The 24,997-nt window shown below is 60.0% G+C and carries 22 protein-coding genes and 1 pseudogene; 8 read left to right on the top strand and 15 right to left on the bottom strand.

The window, feature by feature from the left end:
- Positions 1–283 precede the first annotated feature (283 nt).
- Positions 284–1,147, top strand: coding sequence for a LysR family transcriptional regulator (locus tag JJD66_RS22030; RefSeq protein WP_200649030.1), 864 nt, complete (start codon positions 284–286; stop codon positions 1,145–1,147).
- Positions 1,148–1,205: 58 nt separating this feature from the next.
- Complete coding sequence (locus JJD66_RS22025) at positions 1,206–2,210, top strand: LacI family DNA-binding transcriptional regulator (RefSeq protein WP_054897430.1); 1,005 nt, start codon at positions 1,206–1,208, stop codon at positions 2,208–2,210.
- Here the strand turns inward: JJD66_RS22025 and JJD66_RS22020 are convergent.
- From JJD66_RS22020 to JJD66_RS21995, 6 genes are all read right to left on the bottom strand, one after another.
- Complete coding sequence (locus tag JJD66_RS22020) at positions 2,207–2,932, bottom strand: SDR family oxidoreductase (protein WP_200649029.1); 726 nt, start codon at positions 2,930–2,932, stop codon at positions 2,207–2,209. The genes JJD66_RS22025 and JJD66_RS22020 overlap by 4 nt on opposite strands.
- A gap of 41 nt (positions 2,933–2,973) precedes the next feature.
- Positions 2,974–4,506 carry an FGGY-family carbohydrate kinase gene (locus JJD66_RS22015; protein WP_198716480.1) on the bottom strand — a complete coding sequence of 511 codons (1,533 nt, stop codon included), beginning with the start codon at positions 4,504–4,506 and terminating at the stop codon, positions 2,974–2,976.
- A gap of 1 nt (position 4,507) precedes the next feature.
- Positions 4,508–5,587, bottom strand: a complete 1,080-nt coding sequence (locus JJD66_RS22010) for an alcohol dehydrogenase catalytic domain-containing protein (RefSeq protein WP_200649028.1) — start codon at positions 5,585–5,587, stop codon at positions 4,508–4,510.
- 25 nt (positions 5,588–5,612) lie between these two features.
- Positions 5,613–6,605, bottom strand: a complete 993-nt coding sequence (locus JJD66_RS22005) for an ABC transporter permease (RefSeq protein WP_054897444.1) — start codon at positions 6,603–6,605, stop codon at positions 5,613–5,615.
- Complete coding sequence (locus JJD66_RS22000) at positions 6,571–8,079, bottom strand: sugar ABC transporter ATP-binding protein (protein WP_200649027.1); 1,509 nt, start codon at positions 8,077–8,079, stop codon at positions 6,571–6,573. Before JJD66_RS22000 ends, JJD66_RS22005 begins: the two co-directional genes overlap by 35 nt.
- Positions 8,080–8,142: 63 nt before the next feature.
- A complete protein-coding gene (locus JJD66_RS21995; RefSeq protein ID WP_200649026.1) occupies positions 8,143–9,066 on the bottom strand; it encodes a substrate-binding domain-containing protein in 924 nt (307 codons plus the stop codon).
- A gap of 294 nt (positions 9,067–9,360) precedes the next feature.
- Here JJD66_RS21995 and JJD66_RS21990 point away from each other — a divergent pair, with 294 nt between their 5' ends.
- Positions 9,361–10,032, top strand: coding sequence for a sterol desaturase family protein (locus JJD66_RS21990; protein WP_198716477.1), 672 nt, complete (start codon positions 9,361–9,363; stop codon positions 10,030–10,032).
- Positions 10,033–10,097: 65 nt separating this feature from the next.
- Here JJD66_RS21990 and JJD66_RS21985 read toward each other — a convergent pair whose 3' ends face one another.
- The 7 genes from JJD66_RS21985 to JJD66_RS21955 form a co-directional block, all read right to left on the bottom strand.
- The gene (locus tag JJD66_RS21985; protein WP_200649025.1) at positions 10,098–11,534 is read right to left on the bottom strand and encodes a hypothetical protein; all 1,437 of its coding nucleotides are present in this window, start codon (positions 11,532–11,534) and stop codon (positions 10,098–10,100) included.
- Between the two features lie 152 nt (positions 11,535–11,686).
- Positions 11,687–12,043 (bottom strand): hypothetical protein, encoded by a 357-nt coding sequence (locus tag JJD66_RS21980; RefSeq protein WP_105229158.1) that lies wholly within the window; start codon positions 12,041–12,043, stop codon positions 11,687–11,689.
- A gap of 126 nt (positions 12,044–12,169) precedes the next feature.
- A complete protein-coding gene (locus JJD66_RS21975; RefSeq protein ID WP_034128173.1) occupies positions 12,170–12,550 on the bottom strand; it encodes a hypothetical protein in 381 nt (126 codons plus the stop codon).
- 2 nt (positions 12,551–12,552) lie between these two features.
- The gene (locus JJD66_RS21970) at positions 12,553–13,545 is read right to left on the bottom strand and encodes a hypothetical protein (RefSeq protein ID WP_200649024.1); all 993 of its coding nucleotides are present in this window, start codon (positions 13,543–13,545) and stop codon (positions 12,553–12,555) included.
- A 137-nt stretch (positions 13,546–13,682) separates the two neighbouring features.
- The gene (locus tag JJD66_RS21965) at positions 13,683–14,747 is read right to left on the bottom strand and encodes a lipocalin-like domain-containing protein (protein WP_200649023.1); all 1,065 of its coding nucleotides are present in this window, start codon (positions 14,745–14,747) and stop codon (positions 13,683–13,685) included.
- Complete coding sequence (locus JJD66_RS21960; RefSeq protein ID WP_200649022.1) at positions 14,737–17,199, bottom strand: ABC transporter permease; 2,463 nt, start codon at positions 17,197–17,199, stop codon at positions 14,737–14,739. Before JJD66_RS21960 ends, JJD66_RS21965 begins: the two co-directional genes overlap by 11 nt.
- 1 nt (position 17,200) lies before the next feature.
- Positions 17,201–17,869, bottom strand: a complete 669-nt coding sequence (locus JJD66_RS21955) for an ABC transporter ATP-binding protein (RefSeq protein ID WP_200649037.1) — start codon at positions 17,867–17,869, stop codon at positions 17,201–17,203.
- A gap of 274 nt (positions 17,870–18,143) precedes the next feature.
- Between JJD66_RS21955 and JJD66_RS21950 the strand changes: the two genes are divergently transcribed.
- From JJD66_RS21950 to JJD66_RS28300, 4 genes are all read left to right on the top strand, one after another.
- Entirely contained in the window at positions 18,144–18,824 is a 681-nt protein-coding gene (locus JJD66_RS21950) for a histidine phosphatase family protein (RefSeq protein WP_034128177.1), read from the top strand.
- A 181-nt stretch (positions 18,825–19,005) separates the two neighbouring features.
- Positions 19,006–20,661, top strand: coding sequence for a lipid IV(A) 4-amino-4-deoxy-L-arabinosyltransferase (gene arnT, locus JJD66_RS21945; RefSeq protein ID WP_200649021.1), 1,656 nt, complete (start codon positions 19,006–19,008; stop codon positions 20,659–20,661).
- A 28-nt stretch (positions 20,662–20,689) separates the two neighbouring features.
- The gene (locus JJD66_RS21940) at positions 20,690–22,207 is read left to right on the top strand and encodes an ArnT family glycosyltransferase (RefSeq protein ID WP_200649020.1); all 1,518 of its coding nucleotides are present in this window, start codon (positions 20,690–20,692) and stop codon (positions 22,205–22,207) included.
- A gap of 27 nt (positions 22,208–22,234) precedes the next feature.
- Entirely contained in the window at positions 22,235–22,363 is a 129-nt protein-coding gene (locus tag JJD66_RS28300) for a hypothetical protein (RefSeq protein ID WP_267911480.1), read from the top strand.
- Positions 22,364–22,730: 367 nt separating this feature from the next.
- Here JJD66_RS28300 and JJD66_RS21935 read toward each other — a convergent pair whose 3' ends face one another.
- Both JJD66_RS21935 and JJD66_RS21930 read right to left on the bottom strand, forming a co-directional pair.
- Positions 22,731–23,444 (bottom strand): AAA family ATPase, encoded by a 714-nt coding sequence (locus JJD66_RS21935; RefSeq protein WP_198716469.1) that lies wholly within the window; start codon positions 23,442–23,444, stop codon positions 22,731–22,733.
- Positions 23,444–24,187 (bottom strand): ABC transporter permease, encoded by a 744-nt coding sequence (locus JJD66_RS21930; RefSeq protein WP_200649019.1) that lies wholly within the window; start codon positions 24,185–24,187, stop codon positions 23,444–23,446. The genes JJD66_RS21935 and JJD66_RS21930 overlap by 1 nt, the downstream gene beginning before the upstream one ends.
- Before the next feature lie 450 nt (positions 24,188–24,637).
- Between JJD66_RS21930 and JJD66_RS21925 the strand changes: the two are divergent.
- A pseudogene (locus JJD66_RS21925) lies at positions 24,638–24,875 on the top strand (DUF6124 family protein).
- The last annotated feature ends 122 nt before the right edge of the window (positions 24,876–24,997 follow it).

Here is a 24,997-nt window from a genome sequence, read left to right as displayed (position 1 = left end):
CCATGGATGGCGCGTGGCGGCGGCCCCCCAAATCACTGGCGGATTACGGGCACACCGAGCCTAAGCGAGGTGCCGAGTGGTGGGGCAAGAGCGTTTTGCTTACTTTGCCGCTTTTGCAAAGTGAGCCGCCGTCAGGGCGGAACCCTAAGTGGCCGTTACCGCAGCAATGGATATGTACACCATCCAACTGTGTTGACTGCCAGGCCGCCTTCGCGAGCAAGCCAGCTCCCACAGGTTTGACCGCATTCCTTTACACTGTCCCCCATTCATCCCCGGGGGCTTCATGGACATCGAACTGGCACGCACTTTCCTCGAAATCACCCGCTGCGGCAGCCTGGCCGCGGCGGCCGAGAAACTGCACGTCACCCAGACCGCTATCACCGCTCGTGTCAAAAACCTTGAGAACCAGCTCGGCTGCACGCTGTTTGTGCGCAACCGTGCCGGTGCGCGGCTGACCGCCGACGGCGAGGCCTTCGTGGTGTACGCCAACCAGTTGCTGCAAACCTGGGAAGCCGCCCGCCGTGACCTGCCATTGCCGGACGGCTATCGCAATGTGCTGCATATCGGCGGGGAGGTCAGCCTGTGCAACCCGTTGATGCTCGGCTGGGCCAAGGCGCTGCGCGAGCAGATACCGGGGCACGCGCTGCGCACCGAAGTGCGTGAAGGCGAGTACCTGCTGCGCCAACTGGAGCTGGGTGTGCTCGACGCTGCCTTGGTGTTCCAGCCGCAATACTGGCCGGGCTTGCAGGTGGAGCAGGTGCTGGAAGAAAAACTGATTCTGGTGCAACTGGCGAGCAAACCCTCGCCCTACGTGTATATCGACTGGGGCCAGGGTTTTCGCCAGCAACACGACGCCGCCCTGCCCGACCATGCGCGTGCCGCGCTGAGTTTCAACCTGGGGCCGCTGGCGTTGCAGTACATCCTGGAGAATGGCGGGGCTGGCTACTTCCGCACGCGGGTGGTGCAGAGCTACCTGGACAGCGGCGTCATGCAGCGCGTGCCCAAGGCGCCGGAATTCAGCTTTCCGACCTACCTGGTATATTCGCGGGCGCGAGATTCAGCGGTGTTGCAGCAGGCCTTGGAACTGCTGCGCGAGGTGGTGAAGGCCGAAGGCGACTGGTCGCAACGCTGGGATCCGCTGATTTGAATCACTCTACGCTTGCGCACATGCTAGCCTGCTGGTGTTTCCCCTCGCAGCCTTACCGATGAACAAGAAAAAGTCCGTCACTATCAGCGACATTGCCAAACGGGTCGGCATGACCACCATTACGGTGTCCCGCGCTTTAAGCAAACCCGACCTGGTCAAACCCGCCACCCTGGCGCGCATCCTGGAAGTGGCACGCGAGCTGGACTACGTGCCCAACGCCTTCGCCCGTGGGCTCAAGCGCAGTGAAAGCCTGATCATCGGGGTCATCACCGCATCAGTAGACAACCCGTTCTACAGCGAGATGATCAAGGCGATTTCCCGCGAGGCGAAAAAGCACGGCTACACCATCATGCTGGTGGACACCGATGAGCTGGAAGAACTCGAAAGCAAGGCGGTCGATACGCTGCTGGGGTATCGCGTGGCGGGGATCATCCTGTCGCCGGTCTCCGACGAACCGAGCTACCAGCCCGACTACCTGGAGCGTCTGGGCAACGGCAAGACCCCGGTGGTGTTGCTTGATCGCACGATCCACGACAGCCCGTTCAGCCGTGTGGTGCTCGACAACTACCACAGCGGCCTGCAAGCCGCGCACTACCTGTTACGCCAAACCCCGAACCTCAAGCGCCTGCTGGTGCTGACCGGCCCCGAGCACTCGCGTATCAGCGTGGAGCGCCTCAAAGGCCTGCGGGAAGTGCTAGCCGAACATCCCGACATCCAGGTCGAGGTGCAGGCGGGCGACTACACGCTGATGCCGGCTTACCTGCATACCCTCGATTACCTGGCCGCACACTCGGCACCGGACGCGATCATGGGTTTCAACCAGTTGATCACCCTGGGCGCCCTGCGCGCGTTGCGCATGCACAACATCGCCCATGACAGCCTGACCATCTGCGGCATCGACCGTCTGCCCTTCGCCGATATCTTTGGCGTGCCGATTGCCTGCGTGGCCCACGACGCGTCCCTGGCCGGCAGCAGTGCGGTGCGCCTGCTGCTTGATCGCCTGCAAGACCCGCACAAGCCACGGGACAAAGTGGTCATCGCCGGGCAGTTGGAAAACGGCTAGCGGCTGGTGTAGCCGCCGTCCACAGGCAGGCTCACGCCACTGATCATGCTCGCCGCGTCGCTAAGCAAAAACAGCACCGGCAGCGCCACTTCCGCCGGTTGCGCAAAACGCCCCAACGGAATCGCTGCCAGCGCCGGGTCGCGCTTGGCCGGGTCGGACCAGGCCATCGTCGCCATGGCCGTCAAGGTCACGGTGGGGTTGACGCTGTTGACGCGTATGCCAAAACGGCCCCACTCGGCGCATTGCACGCGGGTGATCGCATCCAGTGCAGCCTTGGAGGCGCAGTAGCTCAGGTGATCGTCCAGCGCCACCAACGACGCCTGGCTGGAGACGTTGACGATGCTGCCGGCCATATTCGCCTCGATCATCTTTGCCGCGACCCGGCTGGCCACTTGCGCAGCGGCGCGGGCATTGACGTGCATTACCTGGTCGAAGGCGTTGGCGCTGATGGCAGCGGCGGGCTCCAGGCGTGAGATACCGGCGCAGTTGACCAGGCCGTGCAGAGGCGGCAAATCTTGCAGGGTTTTATCGAGGGCGATGCTGTCAGCGATATCCACGCACAAGGTGCGGCACCCCAATGCCGCCAACGCCTGGGCATCGCGACCGAGAGCGAAGACTTCGGCGCCGCTGGCGATCAGTTGCTGGGCAATTTCGCGACCGATGCCGCTGCTGGCACCGGTGACGAGGATGCGCTGGTACGAGAAGTCGAAGGTGGTAGTCATAAATAAAGATCTCAAAGCCAATGAAGACCCACTGTGTTGAATCAGGTGGATTGCAGGTTGTGCATGACCGGTTTCAGGGCCGGATACAGCTTGAGGTACTCGGCAAACGCCCGGTCATAGGTCATGACATTCTCCCGCTTGGGCTGCGCCCGCAATTGCAACTGCACCCAGCCGGTGTCCATCTGCCCATCACTCACCAGCCCCACCGTATGCGCCGCCAACAACGCCGCGCCCAAGGCCGCTTCTACCTCTTGCACGATGGTGTACACCGGATAGCGCGTGACATCGGCAATGATCTGCATCCACAGGTCCGAATGGCTGGCCCCGCCCACCACAATCAGGCGCGGGTCCAGGGAATGCGCGCCCTGGCTGCCCGCTTCGATATTGTGGCGCAGGGCAAAACTCACGCCCTCCAGCACTGCGCGGTACAGGTGAAAGCGGCTGTGGTAGAGGTTGAGCCCGACAAAACTGCCGCTGGCGCGGTCATCCCATACCGGGCTGCGTTCGCCCATCAAGTAAGGCAAAAACACCACGCCTTCGCTGCCTGCCGGAATCTTCATCGCGCTCTGCTCCAGCAGTGCCAGGCTGTCTTGCCCCGTGGCCTGGGCCTGCTGTTCTTCGGCCTGGCAGAACTGCTCGCGAAACCAGCTGACCGAGGCCCCGGCGGTGATCGCACCGCCGAAGATGTACAGGTCGCGGTGGCCGTTGTAGACGTGGGGCATGCTCACCAAACCGTGACGTGCATCCACCTGCTGGTTCAGATAGCCCCAGCACATGCTGGTGCCGATCATCGCCACATGATTGCCTGGCTGAGTGACACCCGCCGCCAGGGTCGCCATGGCCGCGTCCACGCCCCCAGCGAGGATCGGCGTGCCCGCCTGCAAGCCCAGGCGTGCGGCCCAGTCTGCAAGCAAACCACCCACCACCTCGCCGGAATACAGCAACCGCTCGGGCATCATCGACTGCGCGATACCCAGCGCATCCAGCATCTCGCCTGACCAGTTGCGCGCCGCCACGTCGTAGACACCGCCGATATTCCCGGCGCTGCTGTGGTCCACCGCCAACTCGCCGGTCAGGCACCAATTGATGTAGCTGTTGGGCGGCAACAGGTAACGGGTATTCGCCCACACCTGGGGCTGGTGCTGCTTGAGCCAGAGCATCTTGGTGAAGCCGTAGTAGCTGTCCAGCGAGTTGCCGGTGATGGCGAACAAGCGCTCCAGGTCCACCTGTTCACGCACCCACGCCACCTGCTCGCCGGCGCGGCGGTCCATCCAGATCAGGCACGGGTGCAGCGGCGTCATCTGCGCATCCACGGCAATGCCCGAACCACCGTACAAACTGCTGATGCACAGCGCCTTGACCTGCGGCGCCGGCACCCCGGCCTTAGCCATGCACTGGGCCACGCAAGTTTCGACAGCATCCAGCCACACCTGCGGCCACTGCTCGGCCCAGCGCACTTTCGGGGTGCCCACCCGGTAGCCGTGGCTGTGCTGGGCGATGATCGTGCCCTGGGCATCCACCAGCAGCGCCTTGGTGCTCTGGGTGCCAATGTCTACACCGATGACGTAGTCCATCTCAGAGCACCGGCTTCAACAGCACCTTGATCGACTTGGTCGAGTTGGCCAGTTCAAACGCCTCGGCCCAGTCGTCCAGCGGGAAATCATGGGTGACGATGCCTTGGGAGGTGACCAGGCCACGCTCGAACAGGTCGATGGCGATGGGGTAGCAATACGGGCCCAGGTGCGCGCCGCGTACGTCGAGCTCCTTGCGGTCGCCGATGATCGACCAGTCCGCGCTGGTCTCGGCGCCAAACACGCTGAACTCGACAAAGCGCCCGAGCTTGCGGATCAGGTCCAGGCCCTGGGTGACGCCGGCCGGTACGCCGGTGGTTTCGATATAGACGTCGCAGCCGTAGTTGTCCGTGAGGCCGTTGATGATCTCGCGAGCGTTGTCACGGGCGGGGTTGATCACCACATCGGCGCCGAACTTTTTCGCCAGCTCCAGGCGTTCATCGACCATGTCGATCACCACCAGTTTTTTCGGGGTCTTCAGCGCAGCGACCTGGACCATGCACAGGCCCAGGGTACCCGCGCCGGCAATCACCACCACGTCGTCGAGCTGGATATCGCCACGGTTGACGGTATGGATCGAGCAGGCCATCGGCTCCACCAGCGCCGAGTCTTCCAGGGACACCGACTCAGGGATCTTGTGCACGATGGCGGTCTTGGGAATGCGCATGTACTGGGCCATGCCGCCTTCGGCCACTTCGCGCTGGAAGCCGAAGATGTTGTGCACTTCGCACATCCAGTATTTGCCTGATTTGCAGAAGCGGCACTTGCCACACGGCACGATCTGTTCGGCGATGACCTTGTCACCGACCTTGACCTCAAAGTGCTCCTCGGCACCCTCGCCGGCTTCGACCACGTAGCCGAAAAATTCGTGGCCCGGTACTACCGGTGCCTTGACCCAGGGGTTGTCGCCGCCCCAGAACATCGCCGCGCCCGAGTGGCACTTGCAGTCACTGGCGCAGATGCCGCAGGCGGCGATACGGATCACCAGCTCATTGGCACGCGCCTGGGGTTTGCCGATGCGCTCCAGGCGGTAGTCTTTCGGGCCGTGGCAGACGACGGCTTGCATGTGAGTGTGCTTGTCCATGTGTTCGGTCCTGTGTAGTGAGGTATTAACGATGGCGCTGACGGCTGATAAAAATCGCCAGCAAGATGATCCCGCCCTTGATCACGCTCTGGACGTAGGGCGACACGCCAAGCATGTTCAAACCGTTGTTCAACACGCCCAGCAGCATGGCGCCGAGCAAGGTGCCGATAATCACGCCGCGGCCGCCGGCAATCGACGCACCACCCAGTACCACGGCGGCAATCGCATCCAGCTCGAACGACACGCCGGCATTCGGCTGGCCGCTCATCAAGCGCGAGGTGAGCACCAGCCCGGCAATCGCGGCGGTGAAGCCGCTGATGCCATACACCAGCAGCTTGAAACGCGCCGCTCGCACCCCGGACAAGCGCACCGCTTCTTCATTGCCGCCGATGGCGTAGATGTAGCGGCCGATGCGGGTGTGTTGCAGCAGCACATAGGCCGCCAGGTAGGTGATCAGCATGATCAGGATCGGCACCTGCAGGCCAAACACACTGGCGCGACCGAAGAACGCGAACCACTCTGGCAAGCCGGAAATCGGGTAGCCGTCGGTGTACATCAGCCCGAACCCGCGGGCGATGCCCATGGTCGCCAGGGTGACGATGATCGGCGGCATATGCAGGTACGCTACGAACAGCCCGTTGCCGATGCCGAAGGCCACGCCCACCAGCAGCCCGGCGCCAATCGCCAGGCCCGGCGGCAACCCGGCGACCATCAGCCCGGCGGTCAAGGTGCCGGACAACGCCATCACCGGCCCCACCGACAAGTCGATGCCACCGGTGAGAATCACGCAGGTCATGCCCACTGCGATGATCGCGTTGATCGACACCTGGCGGGCGATGTTGGAGAGATTGCTGGCAGTGAGGAAGGTGTCACTGGCGAGGATCATCACCAGGGTCACCACCACCAGCCCGACAAAGGGATAAAACGCCGGCGAACGCAGCAGCCGCGCCAGATTCAGGCGCAAGCGGCCGGTGCCGGCGGTGTTAATGGACGTATTCACTTGAGCCCCCTGTTGCATGGCGCATGACCTCTTGAGGATTGACGGCGGACGCTTCCAGTACCTTGACGATGGCGCCCTTGTGGAACACGGCGACGCGGTCGCACATGCCGATGACTTCGGGCAGCTCGGAGGAAATCATGATGATCGCGTAGCCCTGTTCGGTGAGGCTGCGCATCAACGCGTAGATCTGCGCCTTGGCACCCACGTCGATGCCGCGAGTGGGTTCGTCGAACACCAGCACATCGCAGTGGTGGTTGATCCAGCGGGCGATCACGACTTTTTGCTGGTTGCCGCCGCTGAGGTTCACCACAAGGCTTTCGCCACTGGGCGCCTTGATCGACAGCTGGCGCATCAGCGCTTCGACGCTGGCGCACTCGCGGGCCTTGTCGATCAGGCCCGAGGCGTGCTGATACTTGGGCAAATTGTTCAGCGAGATATTTTCGCGAATGCTGAAGGCGGTGATCAGCCCTTCGCTCTTGCGGCTTTCGGGGAGCAGGCCGATGCCGCAGGCCAGGGCTTGGGCCGGGTCATCGAGGCTGACTTTTTCCCCACGCAGCCACACGTCTTTGCTCACCGTGGGCAGCGCGCCCATCATGCCCAGGGCCAGTTCAGTGCGGCCCGAGCCCACCAGACCGGCGAAGCCCAGGATCTCGCCCTTGTGCACATTGAAACGGTTGTGGGGGCCGTTGCGCACCAGCTGGATGTCCTTGACCTCCAACAGCAAGGGGCCGCGTGCAGTAGCGGGTTTAGGCGGAAAGCTGCACTCCAGGCGGCGGCCGACCATCATCTCGACCAGGCGGTCGATGTCGCTGTCAGCCACCTCGGTGACGCCTGCATTGCCGCCGTCGCGCAGCACGCTGATGCGGTCGCAGACCTGAAAAATCTCTTCCAGGTGATGCGAGATAAAAATCACCGCCACACCCTGGCGCTTGAGTTCGCGCATGATGTCGAACAGCAACTCGGCCTCACTGGGAGTCAGCGTCGCGGTCGGCTCATCGAGCACCAGCAGGCGTGCGTCCAAAGCCAGGGCCTTGGCGATTTCGACAAACTGCTGCTCGGCCACGCTCAGGTGCTTGACCGCGCAGTGCAGATCGATGCTGACCCCGAGGCGCTCGAACAACGCCTGCGCGGCCTCGGCCATTTCGCGCTTGCGCAACAGGCCGAAGCGGTTGCTCAGTTCATGGCCGAGGAAGATATTTTCTACCGCCGTGAGGTAGGGAATCAGGCTGAACTCCTGGAACACAATGCCAATCCCGGCGGCAATCGCATCCCGATAGGTCGCAAATTTTCGGGCCTGCCCGTCGATAAGGATCTGCCCTTCGTCCTGATGCTCGACACCGCCCAGAATCTTCATCAGGGTGGATTTGCCCGCGCCATTTTCGCCGAGCAAGGCGTGGATTTCGCCACGCTCCACTTGCAGGTTGATGGCCTTGAGGGCCTGCACCCCCGGGTAACGCTTACAGATGTTTTCCAGCTTCAGAAGACTGCTCATACCGCCGACCTCGCACTCAGAAGGAAGACCTGGGCCCCACGAACTACGCGGGGCCTGTTGGGTTTACCAGCTGAAGTCCTTGGCCTTGGCCTGGTCGATCAGGGTGATGTCCACCGGCACGCTGGCCGGTACTTGGGCGCCCCACTTCTTGGCCAGGGCAATGCCAAGGGCTAGGCGGATCTGGTCGCGGGGGTATTGGGCCGAGGTGGCGATGAAATGGCTGCCGGGTTTCTGGATCGCCTTGATCGCTTCCGGCGCACCGTCGACGCTGACCAGCTTCACGTCCATACCGCTGGCTTCGATGGCCGACAGCGCGCCGAGAGAGCCATTGTCATTCACGCTGAAAATGCCCTTGAGGGTAGGCTGGGCCTGCAACATGTTTTCGGTGACGGTGAGGGCCTGATCGCGTTCCTGTTTGCCGTTCTGGATGCTGACGATCTTGATGTCCGGGTGCTTGGCCACCGCCTCTTTGCAGCCGCGCACACGTTCGAGGATCGGCACCACGGCGATGCCGTCAAGGACGGCGATATTGCCTTTGTCACCGATGGTTTTAGCCAGGTACTCACAGGCCTGGAAACCGGCGTCGAAGTTCTTCGACCCCACGAATGAATCCAACGGGCCATCTGCCTGGGCATCCACCGCCACCACTACGACACCGGCAGCATGGGCCGACTTGACGGCCGATTGCACGCCGACCGAATCAGTGGGGTTGATCAGCAGGATGTCGATGCCCTTTTGCAGCATGTCTTCGACATCACTGACCTGCTTGGACACGTCGTGGCGGGCGTCGGTGATGATCAACTTGGCACCGATGGTCGCGCCGGCTTCTTCCAGGGCGTTTTTCATGGTGACGAAATAGGGGTTGTTGATTTCCTGGAACGAGGCGCCGATGCGGATGGGCTTGGCAGCGTCGGCAAACGCGGGGGTCGCGCTGCCCAGGGTGATGCTGGCAGCCAGTAAACACAGGGTTTTTGGGAGCATTTTCATGGCGTGGGTCTCTGTTTTGTTTTTATTTTTAGAGCAAATGTTATCGTTAACATTTTGCCAGAAACTAACAAGTAATTCAGACCTGTGCAAGCCTCCACTGGTCGGTCTCGGGCAAAAATGTGGGAGTTGGCTTGCCTGCGATGGCGCAGTGTCAGTCTACTTATCTGGCCCTGATACACCGCCATCGCAGGCAAGCCAGCTCCCACAGGGGGATGAGGTGGTCAGTAAAAACTCGCACATCCGCTTACGCCAACTAAGCTCAGCCTCAAATAAAAACACAGCGAGCAGCCGGCCATGCCCCACCCGACCGAGACTTTCCGCGACCGTTACCGCGCAAGCGTCAACCCGCGTTACAACCCCTGGCTGCACGCCGCATTCGTGCTTGGCTACGGCATCGCCTGCATCACGCTGGCCTGGTCCTCCACCGCCGATATCACCGCCCTCCAGTGGCTGACCGTGCCCCTGACCCTGCTGTTCTTCAACCTGTGCATCTACCTCGTGCACCGCCACCTGGGCCATCACAAACATGCATTCGCCCGGCTGTTCTATGCACGCCACACCGGCGATCACCACAGCTTCTTCACCCCCGACCACATGACCTACGACAGCCCTCGGGACTGGCGCGTCATCCTCTTTCCAGCCTGGCTGATCATGCTGCACAGCCTGGCCATCACCCTTCCCGCCTGGTGGCTGCTCAGCCAACTGAGCCCCAACGTTGCCGGGTTGTTTGCAGGCTGCATGATCCTTGGCTACCTGCTCTACGAAGTGTTCCATGCCTGCGAACACCTGCCTGCCGAACACCCGGTGGCACGCCTGCCATGGATTCGCCAGATGCACCGCCTGCATGCCTTGCACCACCGTCGTGAGCTGATGCAGGGGCGTAATTTCAATATCGTGCTGCCGTTGATGGACTATCTGTTTGGCACTTTGTATTGGGAGCCGCGTCCTCACGATAGCCAGAAATGATCAGGAAAAAGCCACAAAAAAGGGGCGGCCTCTAGAGGCCGCCCCTTCTGCTTCACATCACGCTATCAGTGGATGATGTCCTGAGTGCAGATATGCCCCAGGCTGACGTATTGCACATTCTCACCGCCAACGCCCACACCAGGGAACTCAGCCAGCTCAATGCGCCAGCCACCCTCGTTGTAGGTGGTTCTCCACTTGTACGGCACACCGGTGCTGCTGTCGTTGATCACCGTTGTGTAGTCACCGAAGCACGTACCGATATTAGCCGTGGCCTCTGATACACCCGCGCTGTTGGTAGTCGCTTTGTAGTCAACCCAACGGTAGTTCAAGTCGACGAAGTGGTTATCGACGCGCAATACCGGCGTGACCGCCAGCAACGGCGCGCCGGTGGAGTCCGACCATTGGGTCGACCAGTTCAACAGCCGAGCGGTTTGCGTGGCCAGCCACACTTCCGTCACCCGCACGATGTTGTCACCTTTGACACTGCTGGTGTTCAAGCGCGGTGTGGAACCCAGGCTCAGTTGGTAATACTTGCTCGGGTCCTGCGCCACCGCCGGGTTGGCCCGTACACGCACCTTCACCGTGGTGCCCGGCGCGACGCTCGGGTAGGTCGAGGTAGAACCGGCCGGCACGGTGACCCAGTTGGCGCCATCAAAGCGGTCGAAGATCCACTGGTTTCGGCTGCCGTTCTCGTCGCCCGCCAGGTACATGCTCACGCTTTGGCCACGGACCGCCGTGAAGTCGAAGTAATCGACATCGTTGGCGCTGTCGAGATTGCCGCTGACCTTGTTCATCGAATCGGGCAATACGAACGCGGTTTGCGCGCTGTCGTTGGGCTCGAACGCGTCGATGTTGTTGTCCACCGCCACGCCGAAACTGAACTGCGCGTTATCGGCGACCTTGGCCACCATGTACCAGTAGTAGTCGCCGGCCGGCAGCACACCGTTGAGGTATTCATCGGCATTGCCTGCGGCATCCGACGAACCGACCACACTCAGGTTGCCCTGGCCGTCATCCTGAAACAGGGTCAGCGACATATCCGCGCCTGCACTCTGGTTGACCAGTTGCACCTGCACTCGTGCGTTCTGCGGCAGGTTGAAGTGGTAGGCAAACTCGTTACCGGCCTGCACCGCATCGACGGTGTAAAGCGTGTTGATATCCAGGGTTGGAAACAGCGGTTCAAACGCCGCGATAGCCGCACCTTTCAACGCGCCTTGCGCCGGCTTTTTCAACTCACTCACCACGCTGTCGAACGGCTCGGACTTGAGGGATCGGGTCACGGCCTTGGACTGACCAGACTTGGCCACCCGCAGTTTTTTCTTGAGTTCGGTCGAAACCTTCGAGGCGTCCAGCTTGCCGCCGGACTTGAGCGCTTTGTTCACGGCCTGCTTGACCGCTTCGGCACTGAGTTTCGCAGGCGCTTGATCAGCCAGGGCAAAGGCCGAAACGAAGCAGGAGGCCATCATGGCCGCGCCTAGCATAAAGGCTTTTTTCGATTTCATTTTTTATCCATCCATAGTTAAAAAATTGAAGCTCAGGTAACCGGTGACATCCGGTCACCTGGGATGGACTGTAGGATAAGACTGTATGCATGTTCAGCACTTTTTCTAAAAAATGTGAGCCTGGAATTCAGGCTCAAGAAGCGAGAGCACCTCTAAAGCCAGGTGCACCAATAGCCCCAACTGATCGCCCACATTATCGCGAGCCGATAGGGCCATACAGCCCAACGCTTGAGCGCTGGCGGAATGACGGCTAGCTCTGCCTCGGTCATGTAACCTTCTTTCACGGAGCGTTCTGGCGCGCGGAGGATATCAATCATGAGACACATGCGATGAAATCTGACGAGTCGCTGGTTTCGTCCCCAGCGTTGCTGATATTTACGCACCTGCACGTTTTCAATGAAGTAACCTTCCAACGCCTCGAGTTTTGTTCGTTCGACAAAGAGCATTAATCCCAAAATGACGAACGCTCCAACCACCATCACCAGGGTGTAAGCGAGAAAAAACGACATTGTCATGCCCTAGGTGGGAAAATCGAATCACTCTTGATCTATAACGCCCCGTAATGACCGCCTGCAGGTTCGCGCACGTCTACCAATTGCCAACTCATGAGGTGTTTTCGCGAGTGAGGCCTAGTTCTATGGAATTGGGATATCGCACCATCTGCGCCATACTTCCCACACAATCATTTCGATGATACAAACATCCGCGAGGCGATACGGCCACAAGGCCCAGCGCTTAAGCGTCAAGGGGACAGACGCCAGCTCGGCTTCGGTCACAAGGCCTGCCTTCAGAAAAGCTTTCGGCCCTGACAGGATGTCGATCATCAGGCTCATTCGATGATATCTATCGATCGGATCATATCCTTCCCTGAAACGCTTATGTCTAAGAACCTTCTCGTTCTCACTGAAGTAACTTTCCAGTTCATCCAACTTTGCGTATTCAGCAAACACTATCAGTACGAAGACGACAAACACCCAAGCGAACATCACAATGCTATACACAAGAAAAAGGGACATCGTTATGTGCCCTCGGGTTGGAATATCAGATCGCCGTCGACTGCCAATATTCTTCCCCCCAAAAACCCACCAAACTCACCAAAAAAAGCGCCTCCCGCCGCCCCACCCACAGCCCCTCCGATAATTCCACAAGCCAGTTCACCGTTGCCTTTCAGTGAAACACCCAATGCAATCCGGCATGCACTGCGAGCAATAGTTGCTCCACGCTTGCCCAAAACAGCAGCCCCAAATACTCCACCCAGCAACCTCCCCGTCTCCACATACTTCGCCCGCCGACACTGCGCCTCCCTTCCCACCACACACGCCTCCTTGATTTCCAAACCCGCCACGCCTACATCCAACGCCAACCCCAGATATGTTCCTTGCTTTAACCATCTCGACATCTGCGTAATCGTCTGAACCCGTTGCGCATACCCCGCAATCTCGCCTTGATGCAAATAACTTTTGGTCGAGATCCCAAGCGCCTCCTTAAGCGGTTGATTGCCACGCAATCCAGAACCAAATCGTGCAGCCCCTTGCAGTTGCATATCCAAAACGCCAAACATCCTTTGACGCTGTCGTATAAACGACTCTTTGTCCAAACCACCGTCCTTCAATTGCCGATGCAACTGCTCGATTTCCTCCAAAGTATGTGCGACCGCCTGCAGGTGCCGGCTCCACGCCGACGTTACGCTGCCTATCCCAATCGATCCATACGCCAGAATGCTCTGCGCCAGGTCATAGTTTTTGTTTCCAGCCCTATCGAGGGGCATAACCTGGTCCAGTTGCTGACGAATCTCTTCAGCGTGGCGCATCAACCAGGCTTCCTCGATAGAACAATTGACGCTAGACGCCTCTGGAACAATTACTAACTCACCCGGCCTTACCAATTCGTGGCTCAGGTGCCGATTCAGCACATCGAAATGATCTCGGCCCTGCAACACGCCTCCGCGCCATAGCCGTGATTTCAAAAACGGGTAAGGTGAAGCCTGTTGATTGATGTAACCGTACGCCATGTCCTGGATTCCGATACCGAGAAAGGCATCGAAATATAAGCAAGCACCTACAACCCGGACACAAGCAGGCGGGGGTCAAAAATTACGTTTGGGAAGTTGCCTACACAGCAAAAGATGAACGCCTACAGAAAGCGCCCCTAATACCCCGTCATCTCCAAATACCCCACCCCACCCTCAAACCGCACCGGCCCTTCCCAGTACGGAATACCCAGGTCCATCCACGCCTTCGGGTTGACGGCCTCGGTGGTGATGTCCAGCTGTTTGCCGGGAATTTTCAGCGACCAGCGTGTGGGAATACTGCGCCCGTCGATGGCCGTGGTAGTCAGCGGTGTGAGCTGGATGTCGCGGTTGTGCAAGGTCTCGGTGTGGCCCTGGGCGTCGATCCAGGTGCCGGTGAGGTAACCGGCGCCGTCTTTCTGCCGCACGCGAAACAGCATCAGTTGCGCGCCGCGGTCCAGGTGCAAGGAGAACCAGTCCCAGCCGGTCTGGCTGGCGGCAAGGGGTTGGCTGCTCCATTCGCGGTCGAGCCACGCTGGGCCGCTGACCTGGTAGGTGTGGCCGTCGAGGCTGACGCTGCCGCTGGCGGTGAAAAACGGCTGGCTGTAGTAGTACGACGCCTGGCCCTGGTCGGATTTGCGGCTGTAGCCATGGTCGCCTTGCAGCACCAGCGGGCGGCTGGAGGTCAGGTGCAGGTCGTAGGCAAATTGCGCGCCACTGGCCTTGAGTTGCATGTCGGCCAGGGGGCTGGCGGCGCCGGGGCGGCTGGCGAAGTTCCAGTCGTCGATCCAGGCGTTGAACGGCTCTGCCTGGGCCCCGGCTTGCCCCACGCCACCCCGGGCCAGGCGTTCGGCGGCGCAGTGGCGGGTGGCGGAGGTGACGGCGGCGTGGCCGAGCCACACGGTTGAATCGCGCCAGCCCGGTTGGACGGGGCCGGCCTTCAATGCGTTGCGAAACAGCGTCCATTGCACGCCGAAGACATTGCCCTGGGCATCCTTGAGGTTGGCCGTGACGTACCACCATTCGATACGAAAGCCGTCGTGGGGCCCGTGGTCCTCGGGGAAGCTGAAGACTTTGCCGGGCACCACCTGGGCAAAGTCCGCCGCATCGCTGCCCAGCCCGGCGAAACTGTCCTCGGGTGCGGGCGCCTGGTCGCAGCCGCTCAGCAGTAACCAGGCGATGCACGCCAATGCCTTAATCTTCATGGGCGAACGTCCTCAACAAATCCGCCGGACGGCTGCGGTACAACTGCCATAAGGGCCAGGCCGACGCGAGCAAGGTGGCAAGCATCGCCAGCCCCAGCAATTGCGCGAGCTGCCCGGGGAATACCTGCAGCGGCAGGCGCCAGCCGAAGGCCTGCACGTTGATCACCGCATCCAGGCACCACGCCAGCAACAGCCCCAGCGGCAACGCCAGGATCAACGTGAGTACCGCCAGCAGCCAGGTCTGGCCGAGGTTGAGCAGCATCAATTGTCGGCGCGTCACGCCCAGCGCCCACAACGGCGCGAGTTGGCCGAGTCGGCTTTGGCTCTGGGTCAGCAGGCTGATGAACAACGCCACGCCGGCGACGCCAAGGGTCAGGCTGTTCAACGCGGCGGTGGCAGCGAAGGTGCGTTCGAAGACCTGGCTGGACCAGCCCTTGAGTTGCTGTTGGTCGACGATGCGGCTGTCTTCCAGGGCGAACTCACGCTGCACTTCACGTATCAGCGACGGCACGTCGGCGGGCGCTACCCGCAGGTTGAAGCGTGCCGGTGAGAGCGTCGGCCAATGCGCCAACAGGTGCCGGGCATTGACCAGCAGATGGCCCTTGGGGTTGCCGTAGTCGGCGTAGATGCCGACGATCTTCGGCGCCCAGGTGCCCTGCGGGGTGGGGATGGAAACCGTATCACCCAGTTGCACCTTCAGGCGTCGCGCCAGTTGTTCGCTGAGCATCAGGCTGTCGTCTTGCAGCAAACGGTCCCAGGGCGCGTCCACCGCCTCCAGCAACGGCCAGTGTTGACGATAAGTGGGGTTGTCGACCACGCCGAACACCTCGGCGGGCCAGCCTTGCAGTTGCACCGCCACCTGCCAGGCGGGCAATACGGCCTGCACCAGGGGCTGGCGGGTCAACCACGTCTTCAGTTGCTCGGCCTGCTGCGGATTTTGCGGGTTGAGGTACAGCTCGGCGGTGAGACGTTGCTCCAGCCAATGGGTGAAGGTCTGGCGAAAGCCCGAGGTCATGGAGCCGGCGCCGATATTCGCCGCCAGGGCCAACAGCAACGCCATCAGCGCCAGGCTCAAGGCCGGCAGTTGCTGGCGGCAATCGGCCAGGAACCACTGGCCCAGTACCGAGCGACTACGCCCCAGCACGGCTTTCAATAACCCGTTGAGCAGCACCGGTAATGCCAACGCCGCGCCCAACAGCAAGGCCGCCATCAGCACAAACCCGGCGGCCAGGCTATCGCCCAGCCACAGCGCCAACAACGCGATCGCCAGGGCCGCGCACGCCACCCACCCCTGGCGCCGCAGCCAGCGCCCATGGGCTTGATGCCAGGCTTGGGCGTTGGCCAGCGCCAGTAACGGCAAACGCGCTGCGCGCCACAGGCTGCTGGCTCCGGCGAGCAACGCACCGAGCAGGCTCACGCCCAGGCCGGCCAGCCACCACCAGGGGCTCAAGTTCAATTGGCCGGCGACTTCGGCGCCGTACAGGCCGCGCAAACTGGCGGCGACATCCGGCAGCAACAGGCTGGCCAGCAGGTAGCCGCTGGCGATACCGAGCACACCGCTCAACACCGCCAAAGCGCCCAATTCGACGCCCAGGCTCAGGATCAGCATGCGTGCGCTGACTCCGCAGGCGCGCAAGGTTCGCAGCAGGCCGCGGCGCTGTTCCAGGGCCAGGCCGATGGCCGCATGCACGATAAACAGCCCCACCACAAAGGATAAAAAACCCACCGCATCCAGGTTCAGGTGAAAGCTTTCGGTGAGGCGTGACAGGTTGCTGTCCTCGCCCTGCTTGAGTTGCAACGCGGCGGGCGGCGTGGGGTGGCGGGCGGCGAAGGTGTTGTCCAACAGTAGGCGCGACAGGCGCCCAGGCATGTTGAGCAGGGGTTGGGCAAAGCCGATATCGGTCAGCAGCAGGCCGGGCGCCATATCGGCCTGTACCTGCAACGGTGGCAGGCGTTGCCCGGTGGACGTCAGCGGCTGCTCGCCCGCCTGCAACCCCAGCGCCTCTAACGTTTGCGCAGCGACCCAGGTACGCCCCGGCGGCTCGAAAAACGCCAGCATCTGCGCCTGGCTCAAGCGTTGCCCCGCCACGCTGCCGCTGCCGGGCAACGACACCGGGTCGATGCCCATCAGTTGCAGACGCTGTTGGTCACGCCCCTGGAGCACCACTCGCCCCTGCACCACCGGGGATACCGGCCAGCCGGCGCGGCGCAGCTCGGCAAACAGTGCCTGGGGGAAACTGGCGGCGTCCGGCGCAACCAGGCTGGCTTGGGGTTCGCCACCGATCAATTGGCTGGCGCGTGCGTAGCTGTCCCGCGCCTGGCTGTTGAGGGCCTGCACGCCGGTCAGTAGCGCGGTGGCCAGCCACAGGCCGGTGAGCACGCTGAAAAATTGCACCGGATGACGCCGCCAGTGGCTCAGCAACGCGCGCAGCGTCCAGTAAAACAGCGCCATCTCAGCGAGCGTCCATCGGCACGACACGCCCACGGTGCAGCACCACTTGCCGGTCAAGCCGTGCGGCCAGGCGCGGGCTGTGGGTGACCATCAGCAGGCTGGTGGGGCTGTCCCGCAGCAGGTCCAACAGCAGTTGCAGCACTTCATCGCTGGTGGCTTCGTCGAGGTTGCCGGTGGGTTCGTCGGCCAGCAACAAACCCGGTCGCGAGGCCAGCGCCCGCCCGACGGCAACCCGTTGCTGCTGGCCACCGGAGAGTTGCTCGGGGTAACGCCGGAGCAAGTCGCCCAGCCCCAGGCGCTCGACCAATTGCGCTTGCCAGTGCGGGTCGAAACGCCCCGCCAGCCGCGCCTGGAACGCCAGGTTGTCTTCCACGCGCAAGCTGCCGATCAGGTTGAACTGCTGGAAGACCAGGCCGATTTGCGTGCGGCGCCAATGGGCCAGTTGCCCTTCGTTGAGTTGGTCAAGGCGCTGCTCGCCGATGCGGATGCTGCCGGCGCCCACTCGGTCCAACCCGGCCACCAGGTGCAGCAAGGTGCTTTTGCCGCTGCCCGATTCGCCCATCAACGCCAGGCTGCTGCGCTCACCCAGGTGCAGGTCGACGCCGGCCAGGACGGTCAGCGGGCCTTGCGGGGTCGCGTAGTTTTTAACAACACCGTGCACCTGCAACATAAGAACGCTCATCTGAAGGACCAGCAACGAGAATAACGGCTGACGCTCCTGCCCACGCAAATTTTTCACATGGATTTCACCGTCTGCCCATCCACCGAACTTTAAAGTGCCCGCCAACTCGTGGTGACTCACAACTTATTAGTTAATCCAAGTGACACTCTTAACATGCAAGTGTTCAGCAAAAAGACAGCGGTGCTGTGACAGTCTCCTGCCTCACCAAGGGCAACTGCCCAATCGTGCAGCCCTTTTATAAACACAATAAACAGTGCCGAGGATGAACCGCGTGGCAGACATGATCCTGGCCAACCCCCAACCCAAAAGGTCAAGGTTAAAACGCCTGAGAAAATACCGCCTGCACCTGCTTGGCATCAGCGTTACCGCCTTGTTGTTGACGGGCTTTTTATTCTGGCCCAGCTCGCCCCTGGACCTGGGCGTGGGCAATCGCCTGGTGACCTCCGGGGTGCTCGCCAGTTGGCGTGAGGGTGAGCTGGTGGTGCTGGTGCGCCATGAGGAGCGCTGCGACCGCTCGGCCAACCCCTGCTTCGGCCCTGCCGATGGCCTAACCATCAACGGCACTGAACGCGCCGTTGAACTGGGCAAAGCCTTTGATTCATTGGGCATGGCTCTGACCGACGTGCTCAGCAGCCCGACCACGCGAACCGCCCAGACGTCACTGTTCATGTTCGGCAAGACCGAGCTGTCCCCCGGCCCGCTGGCCATCTGCGGCGACGCCATGGGCGGTGAAATCCTCGGCCACAAACAGCCGGGACGCAACCTGATGCTGATCACCCACAGCGCCTGCATGAGCGACTTCCAGACCAGCCTCGGCTTCCCTCACGCAGCCGCTGCAGAGTACGGCAGCGCACTGTTCGTCAAGGTACTACCCAACGGCACCTTCAAGGCCATGGGCACCATGAACAGCGAAGAGTGGACCGCCGCACTTAAACAACTTTAATTACACTTGTTTACATATTAAGCCTTGAGACGTTCAGCAAAACGACAGCCCCACTCTGGCATGTTTAGCCACGTCTGTTAGTTATGCTCTCCAACAACAACTTAGTGACCCTTACGATGCTTCGCCCTATTAAGTTAATACCGCCATTGCCCGTACTTGAACGTTATGGAGCGATGTGCGCATGCCTCGCATAAACCCTGTGTCCTGGCTATTGCTGGGCGTTGCCGTGTTCTTCCTGTTGCCCCTGGGCTTTCACGGTTTATGGACGCCGGACGAAACCCGCTACGCCCAGGTCAGCCAGGAAATGCTGATGAGCGGCAACTGGGTGGCGCCGCACTTCATGGGTGTGCGTTATTTCGAGAAGCCCGCCGCCGGCTATTGGCTGATCGCCCTTGGCCAGGCGGTGTTCGGTGAAAACCTGTTCGGCGTGCGTATCGCCTCAGTGCTGAGCACGGGCCTGAGTGTGGTGCTGGCCTACCTGCTCGCCCGTCGCGTGTGGAACGAGCCGCGCAAGAGCTTTGCCTGCGCCCTGCTCTACCTGAGTTTTGGCCTGGTGGCCGGGCAAGCCGGGTATGCCAACCTCGACCCGCAATTCACTCTGTGGGTGAACCTGAGCCTGGTGGCGTTGTGGTTTGCCCTGGACTGCCGCACGCCATGGGAACGCCTGGGTGCCTGGGCAGTGTTGGGCGTGGCCTGCGCCATGGGGTTCATGACCAAGGGGTTCCTGGCCTGGCTGTTGCCGGTCTTGATCGCCGTGCCCTACCTGGTCTGGCAGCGTCGCGTCGGTGAGTTGATGCGCTACGGGCCGCTGGCGGTACTGGTTGCCGTGCTGGTGTGCCTGCCATGGGCCCTGGCGATCCACCTGCGGGAACCGGATTACTGGCATTTCTTTTTTTGGCATGAGCACATCCGCCGCTTTGCCGCCGACAACGCACAGCATGCGCGGCCGCTGTGGTTCTTCCTGCCAATCATGGTGGTGGCGTGCCTGCCATGGGCCGCCTTGCTACCCGGCACCCTGCTAAAAACCTGGCAGGAAAAGCGCCAGCCGGCGATTGCCTTTCTCGCCCTGTGGCTGTTGCTGCCCCTGGGCTTTTTCAGCCTGAGCAAAGGCAAATTGCCGACCTACATCATGCCGTGCCTGTTGCCCCTGGCCTTGTTGATGGGCCACGGTTTGATCGACCTGATCAAGCAAGGCAAGGCCCGCACCCTAGTCATCAACGGCGCGCTCAATTTCGTGCTTGGCATGACAGCCATGGTGGCGCTGATCTACCTGCAAATCACCCGCCCGCTGTACGGCAATAGCCATGCGGAGATGTTCAACCTGTCCCTGACGTTTATCGTGCTGCTGGGCTGGATCCTCGCCAACCTGCTGCAAGCGGTGCGCCCGCTGACGTTGTGGGCGATGCCCGCCCTGGGCATTGGTTTGCTGGTGGCACTGCTGCCGGCGGGCATGCCGGCCCTGATCGAAGATAACGAGATGCCCGACCAGTTCGTGCTGGAACATCTGGACGAACTGCAACCTACCCGTGCTTTGCTGAGCAATGACCTGGGCCTGGCATCGGCCTTGACCTGGCGCCTGCGCCGGCCCGATGTGGCGTTTTATAACACCCAGGGCGAGCTGCGCTATGGCTTGAACTACGAAGACGCGGCACAGCGCAAGGTCACGCCGGACAGCGTCCAGGCCTGGCTAGCCGAAAACCGCCAACACGGGTCGGTCGGCGTGCTGATGCAGGTCAAGAGCACCAGCGAACACCGCGAAGAAGGGCAGTTGCCCCCCGGCGGCAAACGCTATCGCAAAGGCAACCTGGTACTGACGATTTACCCCCAACAACCTTGAATGCAGCGCCTGCCACGGGGAACATCCCATGAGTTTCTGGAAAACCGAACGCGGCGCCCTGGTGTTACTGCTGGGTACCTCGGCCTTGCTGCTCTTGCTGGGCCTGGGCAGCCGCGACCTGTGGGGGCCGGAAACGCGCTGGGCGAATATCGCCTTGCAGATGCTGCAAAGCGGTGACTATTTCGACCCATACCTCAAAGGCACGCCGTATTACGACAAACCCCTGCCCTCCTACTGGCTGATCACCGGGTTTGCCCATCTGCTCGGCGGCCTCGGCCCGTGGTCGCTGCGCCTGTCATCGGTGATTGCCGCGTGGTTGAGCATTTGGCTGGTGTACCTGATCGGTGAACGCCTGTTTCGAAAAGGCACCGGGCTGATTGCCGGGTGGATGCTCGCCACCACCTTCTACTTCCTGTTCTGGGCCCGCGTGGCCACCGCCGATGTCCTCACCGTGTGCGGCGTGCTGGCAGCGGTGTGGTGGTATTGGCGTGGGCCGGATGACACGCGGTTGGGGCGCTATACGGTGTTTTTTCTGTTGCTGGCCGCCACCTCACTGTTCAAGGGCTTGATCGGTGTGGTGCTGCCGGGCCTGGTGCTGTTGCCACACTTGCTCAGCGAACACCGCTACAAACGCCACCTCAACCTGCGCTTGGTGCTGGCCCTGCTCATCGCAGGCATCGTGTACGCGATTCCCTTTGTACTGTCCCACCGCTACGGCGCCCCCACTTACGGCGAGAGCGGCCTGGAGCTGGTGTTTCGCGAAAACGTGGTGCGTTTCTTCGACCCCTTCGACCATATGGGGCCGATCTACACCTACCTGATCTACTTGCCGGTCTACACCCTGCCCTGGGCACCCTGCTGGTTACTTGGCCTGTGGCTGGCCGTGCGCAACTGGCGCAAGGCGCCGCCCAACGTACGCTGGCTGGTGTGGGGCCTGGGCCTGTTGTTTGTATTCTTCACCGCCAGCGGCAGCCGCCGCAGCTACTACGTGTTGCCGCTGGTGCCCTTCGCCCAACTGCTCGCCGCCTGGTGGCTGAGTGAACGCCTGCACAAAAAACCTTCGAGCTGGCCGCGCTGGCAAACAGGCATTGGCCTCAGCGCAGGCCTGCTCTTGCTGGTGCTGGGCGTGATCTACCCCTGGACCAACGGCAACGGCGGCGTCACCCGCTTCGCCGCCGACCTGCAAGCCCAGGCAGAAAAACGCGCACCCTGGAACCAATGGCAACTGGTGCTGGTAGAGGTCGACAACAAACTGCCCATGTACCTGCAAAACCACGGCAAACCTTTCTACTACATCAGCGAAAACCAGGACTTCCCGCGCCAGGGCGACAGCGCCGCGTTCATGGCCTGGCTGGAGAAAACCAGCGGCCAGGGGTTTGATCCGCAACGCACGATAATCGTCGCGCAGTATTCCAAGGACGAGCCCGCGCCGTTGGCGTTCCTGGGGGTGGATCATCAAGTGGTGACGACGCAACCAGATAATGGGGAGCGGTTGTTCAAGGCGCGTGAGGGAGGGAGTGTGGCGTTTGTTCCGGGGATACGCTGAGGTACTGTTGCTTGCTGGCCTTTTTTCATGGCGAAGATTCTGGCGGTGTGGCATTTGTTGGCGATTGCCAAGACTACGGTGGATTGCTCCTACCTTGGTATTGATGCAAATACCTTGGTAGTTCAGGCGAACCGGGTCGATGCCATCGCAGCATAATATCTACACAACTTTAACGCGACGCAGGACCTGTGGCGAGGGAGCTTGCTCCCGCGACGGCCTGACAGCCGACGCTGATATAACTGATGCCCCGCGATCCAATGTGGGAGCTGGCTTGCCTGCGAAGGCGGCCTTAAATCCGACCAGTATCTCGGGTCAGACCGCGTACATATCGGTTCCTGCGGTAATGGCTGCTATTGGTTCCGCTTTTACAGCGGGTCACTGTTGAAAAGAGCCGGACAGTTACCGGTCAGTCTCAACTGATAAGCGTCAGGCTTGCACGCTATGGTGATAGCTCCATCGAGGACCACTATCGCGGAGAAACCCGTTCCCATCTCGCAGGCATTCAGACACCGATACCAGCATCTCAAGTTCTGGGCAGACTCGCCGCGTGAATAAATGCCTCATCCAAAGTACTGCCGCCGTACCTGCTCAAAAATCCCTCGGCATTGGAAAACCGATTAAAGCGTTGTTGGCTTAGCATGTAAAAGTCATCGCAGTGAGTGACGATCTCGTCAATGTTATGCGACGACACAAGTATCGCCACACCTTCCGCCGCCGCACCCTCCAGACACCGCCAAATGTGGTACCGAAATTCCGGGTCAACCCCCGCAGTGGGCTCATCCAAAATCACCAGGTCTGCGTTAACGGACAATAACGACAAGGTGAAAAACCAACGCTTTTCGCCATAGCTGCAAAGGGATGATTTCTTCTTCCAGATTTCGCAATAGCGTTCAGCAATACCAGGGCTCCACTTTTCAATTTTTTCCAAGGCGTGCCGCTGGGTTACGCGCGTATCGGAGCAAAAAAGCATCATCATGTTAAAAACATCGAACATTCGAAATACGGGAGGCGTTGCGATGATCTGTGACAGGTAAAGTAGCTTGGAGAATGAATGTTGCACTTCACCGCCATTCAATTTCTTCAGGCCACAGATCACGTCAAAAAACGTAGTTTTTCCGGAACCATTAGGCCCCAATAAACCTATCATTGTGCCGGCCTCGACTTCCAATGAGGCACTCTTGAATAAAATATGCTGACCGTACCTAACGTCCAGTGCATCCACGATTAGCCGTTTCATCAGTACCGACTCCAAACGGGGTTGATGAGTAAAAATCGGAACACAAACCACCCTGTGACAATGATCATTCCTAAAATCGACGCTACCAATGTAGCGGACCCGGTCACCCCCACCAACATCAGGCGATTGGCCCACCCCATCGGATTAAAAAGATCGATTACGTTAAATAGTGAATACGAGGTGCTAAGGCTACCGATACCCAGCGCCAACATAGAGACTGATAATATGGAAAAAAGAGTATTAGTATTTTGAAAGCCTATGGGCACCAGCGTCAACAATAAGGATGGAGTAGAGAAAAGCAAAAAACACATATAGAAACGACCAACAATAACCAACCACTCTTCCAAGGCCATCAAACCAAAATAGCCCCGCGTCAGCACATAAAATACCGAACAATAAATCAGCGACATAAATGAGTACGCTAAAAACTGCCCAGCGAGAAAGGTGATCTTAGTACGCTTTGTATACACAAAGGAGCGCAAAAAACCACTTTCTCTTCGCCCTACTATATAAAACGCCAAACCAAACAGTGCAACGCTTGAAGAAATGAAAGCGTAAAACCATGAAGTGGCAGATGCGTAGTCACGTAAAGATTCTCCGCCAGTGTACCCAGCGTAAGTAATCAAGTAGAAGGTTACCACTGGGGATATTACGATCCACAATAGGGCGACCGGCTCTTTCAATTGTTCCTTAATAAAAAGCTTTGCCAGCAAGAAAGGCTTAGATAATGGGTAGATACGCATAGTTCACCTCATGAAATGGCACCATTTTATCCAAGCGAGACGAAAACAAAAATGCGAACTGAAGTACCACCCATAATCTAGTAGACAAAAAGAAACATGCAACAAAAACAATTTACTCTTGTAGGAATTCGGTCACGCCCATTTAAGAACTTTCACTCATTAAAATCAGAAAACCAACAATTGCCATAAAGAAGACACAATCAATGAACTTTCACACACCAAATTATTTCCTCATAAAATAACATCTTAGAAGTTGCCAACTTCGGAATTCAACAACCCTTCCCTGGCGAGTTCTCCATAGGAAGCGACGTAAAATTACAAATAAAAAGGTAATAAATCCGACAAGTGGTCCGCCGAGTTAGCGCCTTCAAACACTTTAAAAGGCCAGCAAGCCGTGTCCCTCGTTTAGACGCGGCGGGTGTCGTCTCCTATCCAAAGCGGAGCTACAACATGAATAAAGTCCTACCCGATCCACCCCTCGATCCCGCAAAAGAACGTGCCACATTCAACCGCGCCATCGACGACCTGGTTTGAAGATGCCTTGCTCTACACCGCCAGCTTGATCGACAGCGCTTCGGCCACGGCGCTTGATTGTGGTGAGCTGCTGGATAGCCCGGGGCGGGCGAAGATTCTGGCGGTGTGGCATTTGTTGGAGATTGCCAAGACGACGGTAGATCGCTCTCTGTAATTAGATGGACTCGCCCAAGCCGAGGCGTCTATGCGCCACGGTGGCATTCTTATAGAAGCCAACGACAGCGAGGGCGAGCCCATGAAAAAGCATACGACGATCAATCAGTCTTTGTCAGCCGA

The organism is Pseudomonas sp. MF6751 (genome assembly GCF_016613265.1).
Classification (GTDB): domain Bacteria; phylum Pseudomonadota; class Gammaproteobacteria; order Pseudomonadales; family Pseudomonadaceae; genus Aquipseudomonas; species Aquipseudomonas fluorescens_BV.
Note: the sequence above shows the minus strand (reverse complement) of the source record. Positions and strands in the feature narration are given on the sequence as shown.

Excerpts from the sequence above, each read along its gene's own strand:
- JJD66_RS22030 (WP_200649030.1), top strand. The coding sequence starts at position 284 with ATGGACATCGAACTGGCACGCACTTTCCTCGAAATCACCCGCTGCGGC.
- JJD66_RS22025 (WP_054897430.1), top strand. The coding sequence starts at position 1,206 with ATGAACAAGAAAAAGTCCGTCACTATCAGCGACATTGCCAAACGGGTC.
- JJD66_RS22020 (WP_200649029.1), bottom strand. The coding sequence starts at position 2,932 with ATGACTACCACCTTCGACTTCTCGTACCAGCGCATCCTCGTCACCGGT.
- JJD66_RS22015 (WP_198716480.1), bottom strand. The coding sequence starts at position 4,506 with ATGGACTACGTCATCGGTGTAGACATTGGCACCCAGAGCACCAAGGCG.
- JJD66_RS22010 (WP_200649028.1), bottom strand. The coding sequence starts at position 5,587 with ATGGACAAGCACACTCACATGCAAGCCGTCGTCTGCCACGGCCCGAAA.
- JJD66_RS22005 (WP_054897444.1), bottom strand. The coding sequence starts at position 6,605 with ATGCAACAGGGGGCTCAAGTGAATACGTCCATTAACACCGCCGGCACC.
- JJD66_RS22000 (WP_200649027.1), bottom strand. The coding sequence starts at position 8,079 with ATGAGCAGTCTTCTGAAGCTGGAAAACATCTGTAAGCGTTACCCGGGG.
- JJD66_RS21995 (WP_200649026.1), bottom strand. The coding sequence starts at position 9,066 with ATGAAAATGCTCCCAAAAACCCTGTGTTTACTGGCTGCCAGCATCACC.
- JJD66_RS21990 (WP_198716477.1), top strand. The coding sequence starts at position 9,361 with ATGCCCCACCCGACCGAGACTTTCCGCGACCGTTACCGCGCAAGCGTC.
- JJD66_RS21985 (WP_200649025.1), bottom strand. The coding sequence starts at position 11,534 with ATGAAATCGAAAAAAGCCTTTATGCTAGGCGCGGCCATGATGGCCTCC.
- JJD66_RS21980 (WP_105229158.1), bottom strand. The coding sequence starts at position 12,043 with ATGTCGTTTTTTCTCGCTTACACCCTGGTGATGGTGGTTGGAGCGTTC.
- JJD66_RS21975 (WP_034128173.1), bottom strand. The coding sequence starts at position 12,550 with ATGTCCCTTTTTCTTGTGTATAGCATTGTGATGTTCGCTTGGGTGTTT.
- JJD66_RS21970 (WP_200649024.1), bottom strand. The coding sequence starts at position 13,545 with ATGGCGTACGGTTACATCAATCAACAGGCTTCACCTTACCCGTTTTTG.
- JJD66_RS21965 (WP_200649023.1), bottom strand. The coding sequence starts at position 14,747 with ATGAAGATTAAGGCATTGGCGTGCATCGCCTGGTTACTGCTGAGCGGC.
- JJD66_RS21960 (WP_200649022.1), bottom strand. The coding sequence starts at position 17,199 with ATGGCGCTGTTTTACTGGACGCTGCGCGCGTTGCTGAGCCACTGGCGG.
- JJD66_RS21955 (WP_200649037.1), bottom strand. The coding sequence starts at position 17,869 with ATGTTGCAGGTGCACGGTGTTGTTAAAAACTACGCGACCCCGCAAGGC.
- JJD66_RS21950 (WP_034128177.1), top strand. The coding sequence starts at position 18,144 with ATGAACCGCGTGGCAGACATGATCCTGGCCAACCCCCAACCCAAAAGG.
- arnT (WP_200649021.1), top strand. The coding sequence starts at position 19,006 with ATGCCTCGCATAAACCCTGTGTCCTGGCTATTGCTGGGCGTTGCCGTG.
- JJD66_RS21940 (WP_200649020.1), top strand. The coding sequence starts at position 20,690 with ATGAGTTTCTGGAAAACCGAACGCGGCGCCCTGGTGTTACTGCTGGGT.
- JJD66_RS28300 (WP_267911480.1), top strand. The coding sequence starts at position 22,235 with ATGGCGAAGATTCTGGCGGTGTGGCATTTGTTGGCGATTGCCAAGACT.
- JJD66_RS21935 (WP_198716469.1), bottom strand. The coding sequence starts at position 23,444 with ATGAAACGGCTAATCGTGGATGCACTGGACGTTAGGTACGGTCAGCAT.
- JJD66_RS21930 (WP_200649019.1), bottom strand. The coding sequence starts at position 24,187 with ATGCGTATCTACCCATTATCTAAGCCTTTCTTGCTGGCAAAGCTTTTT.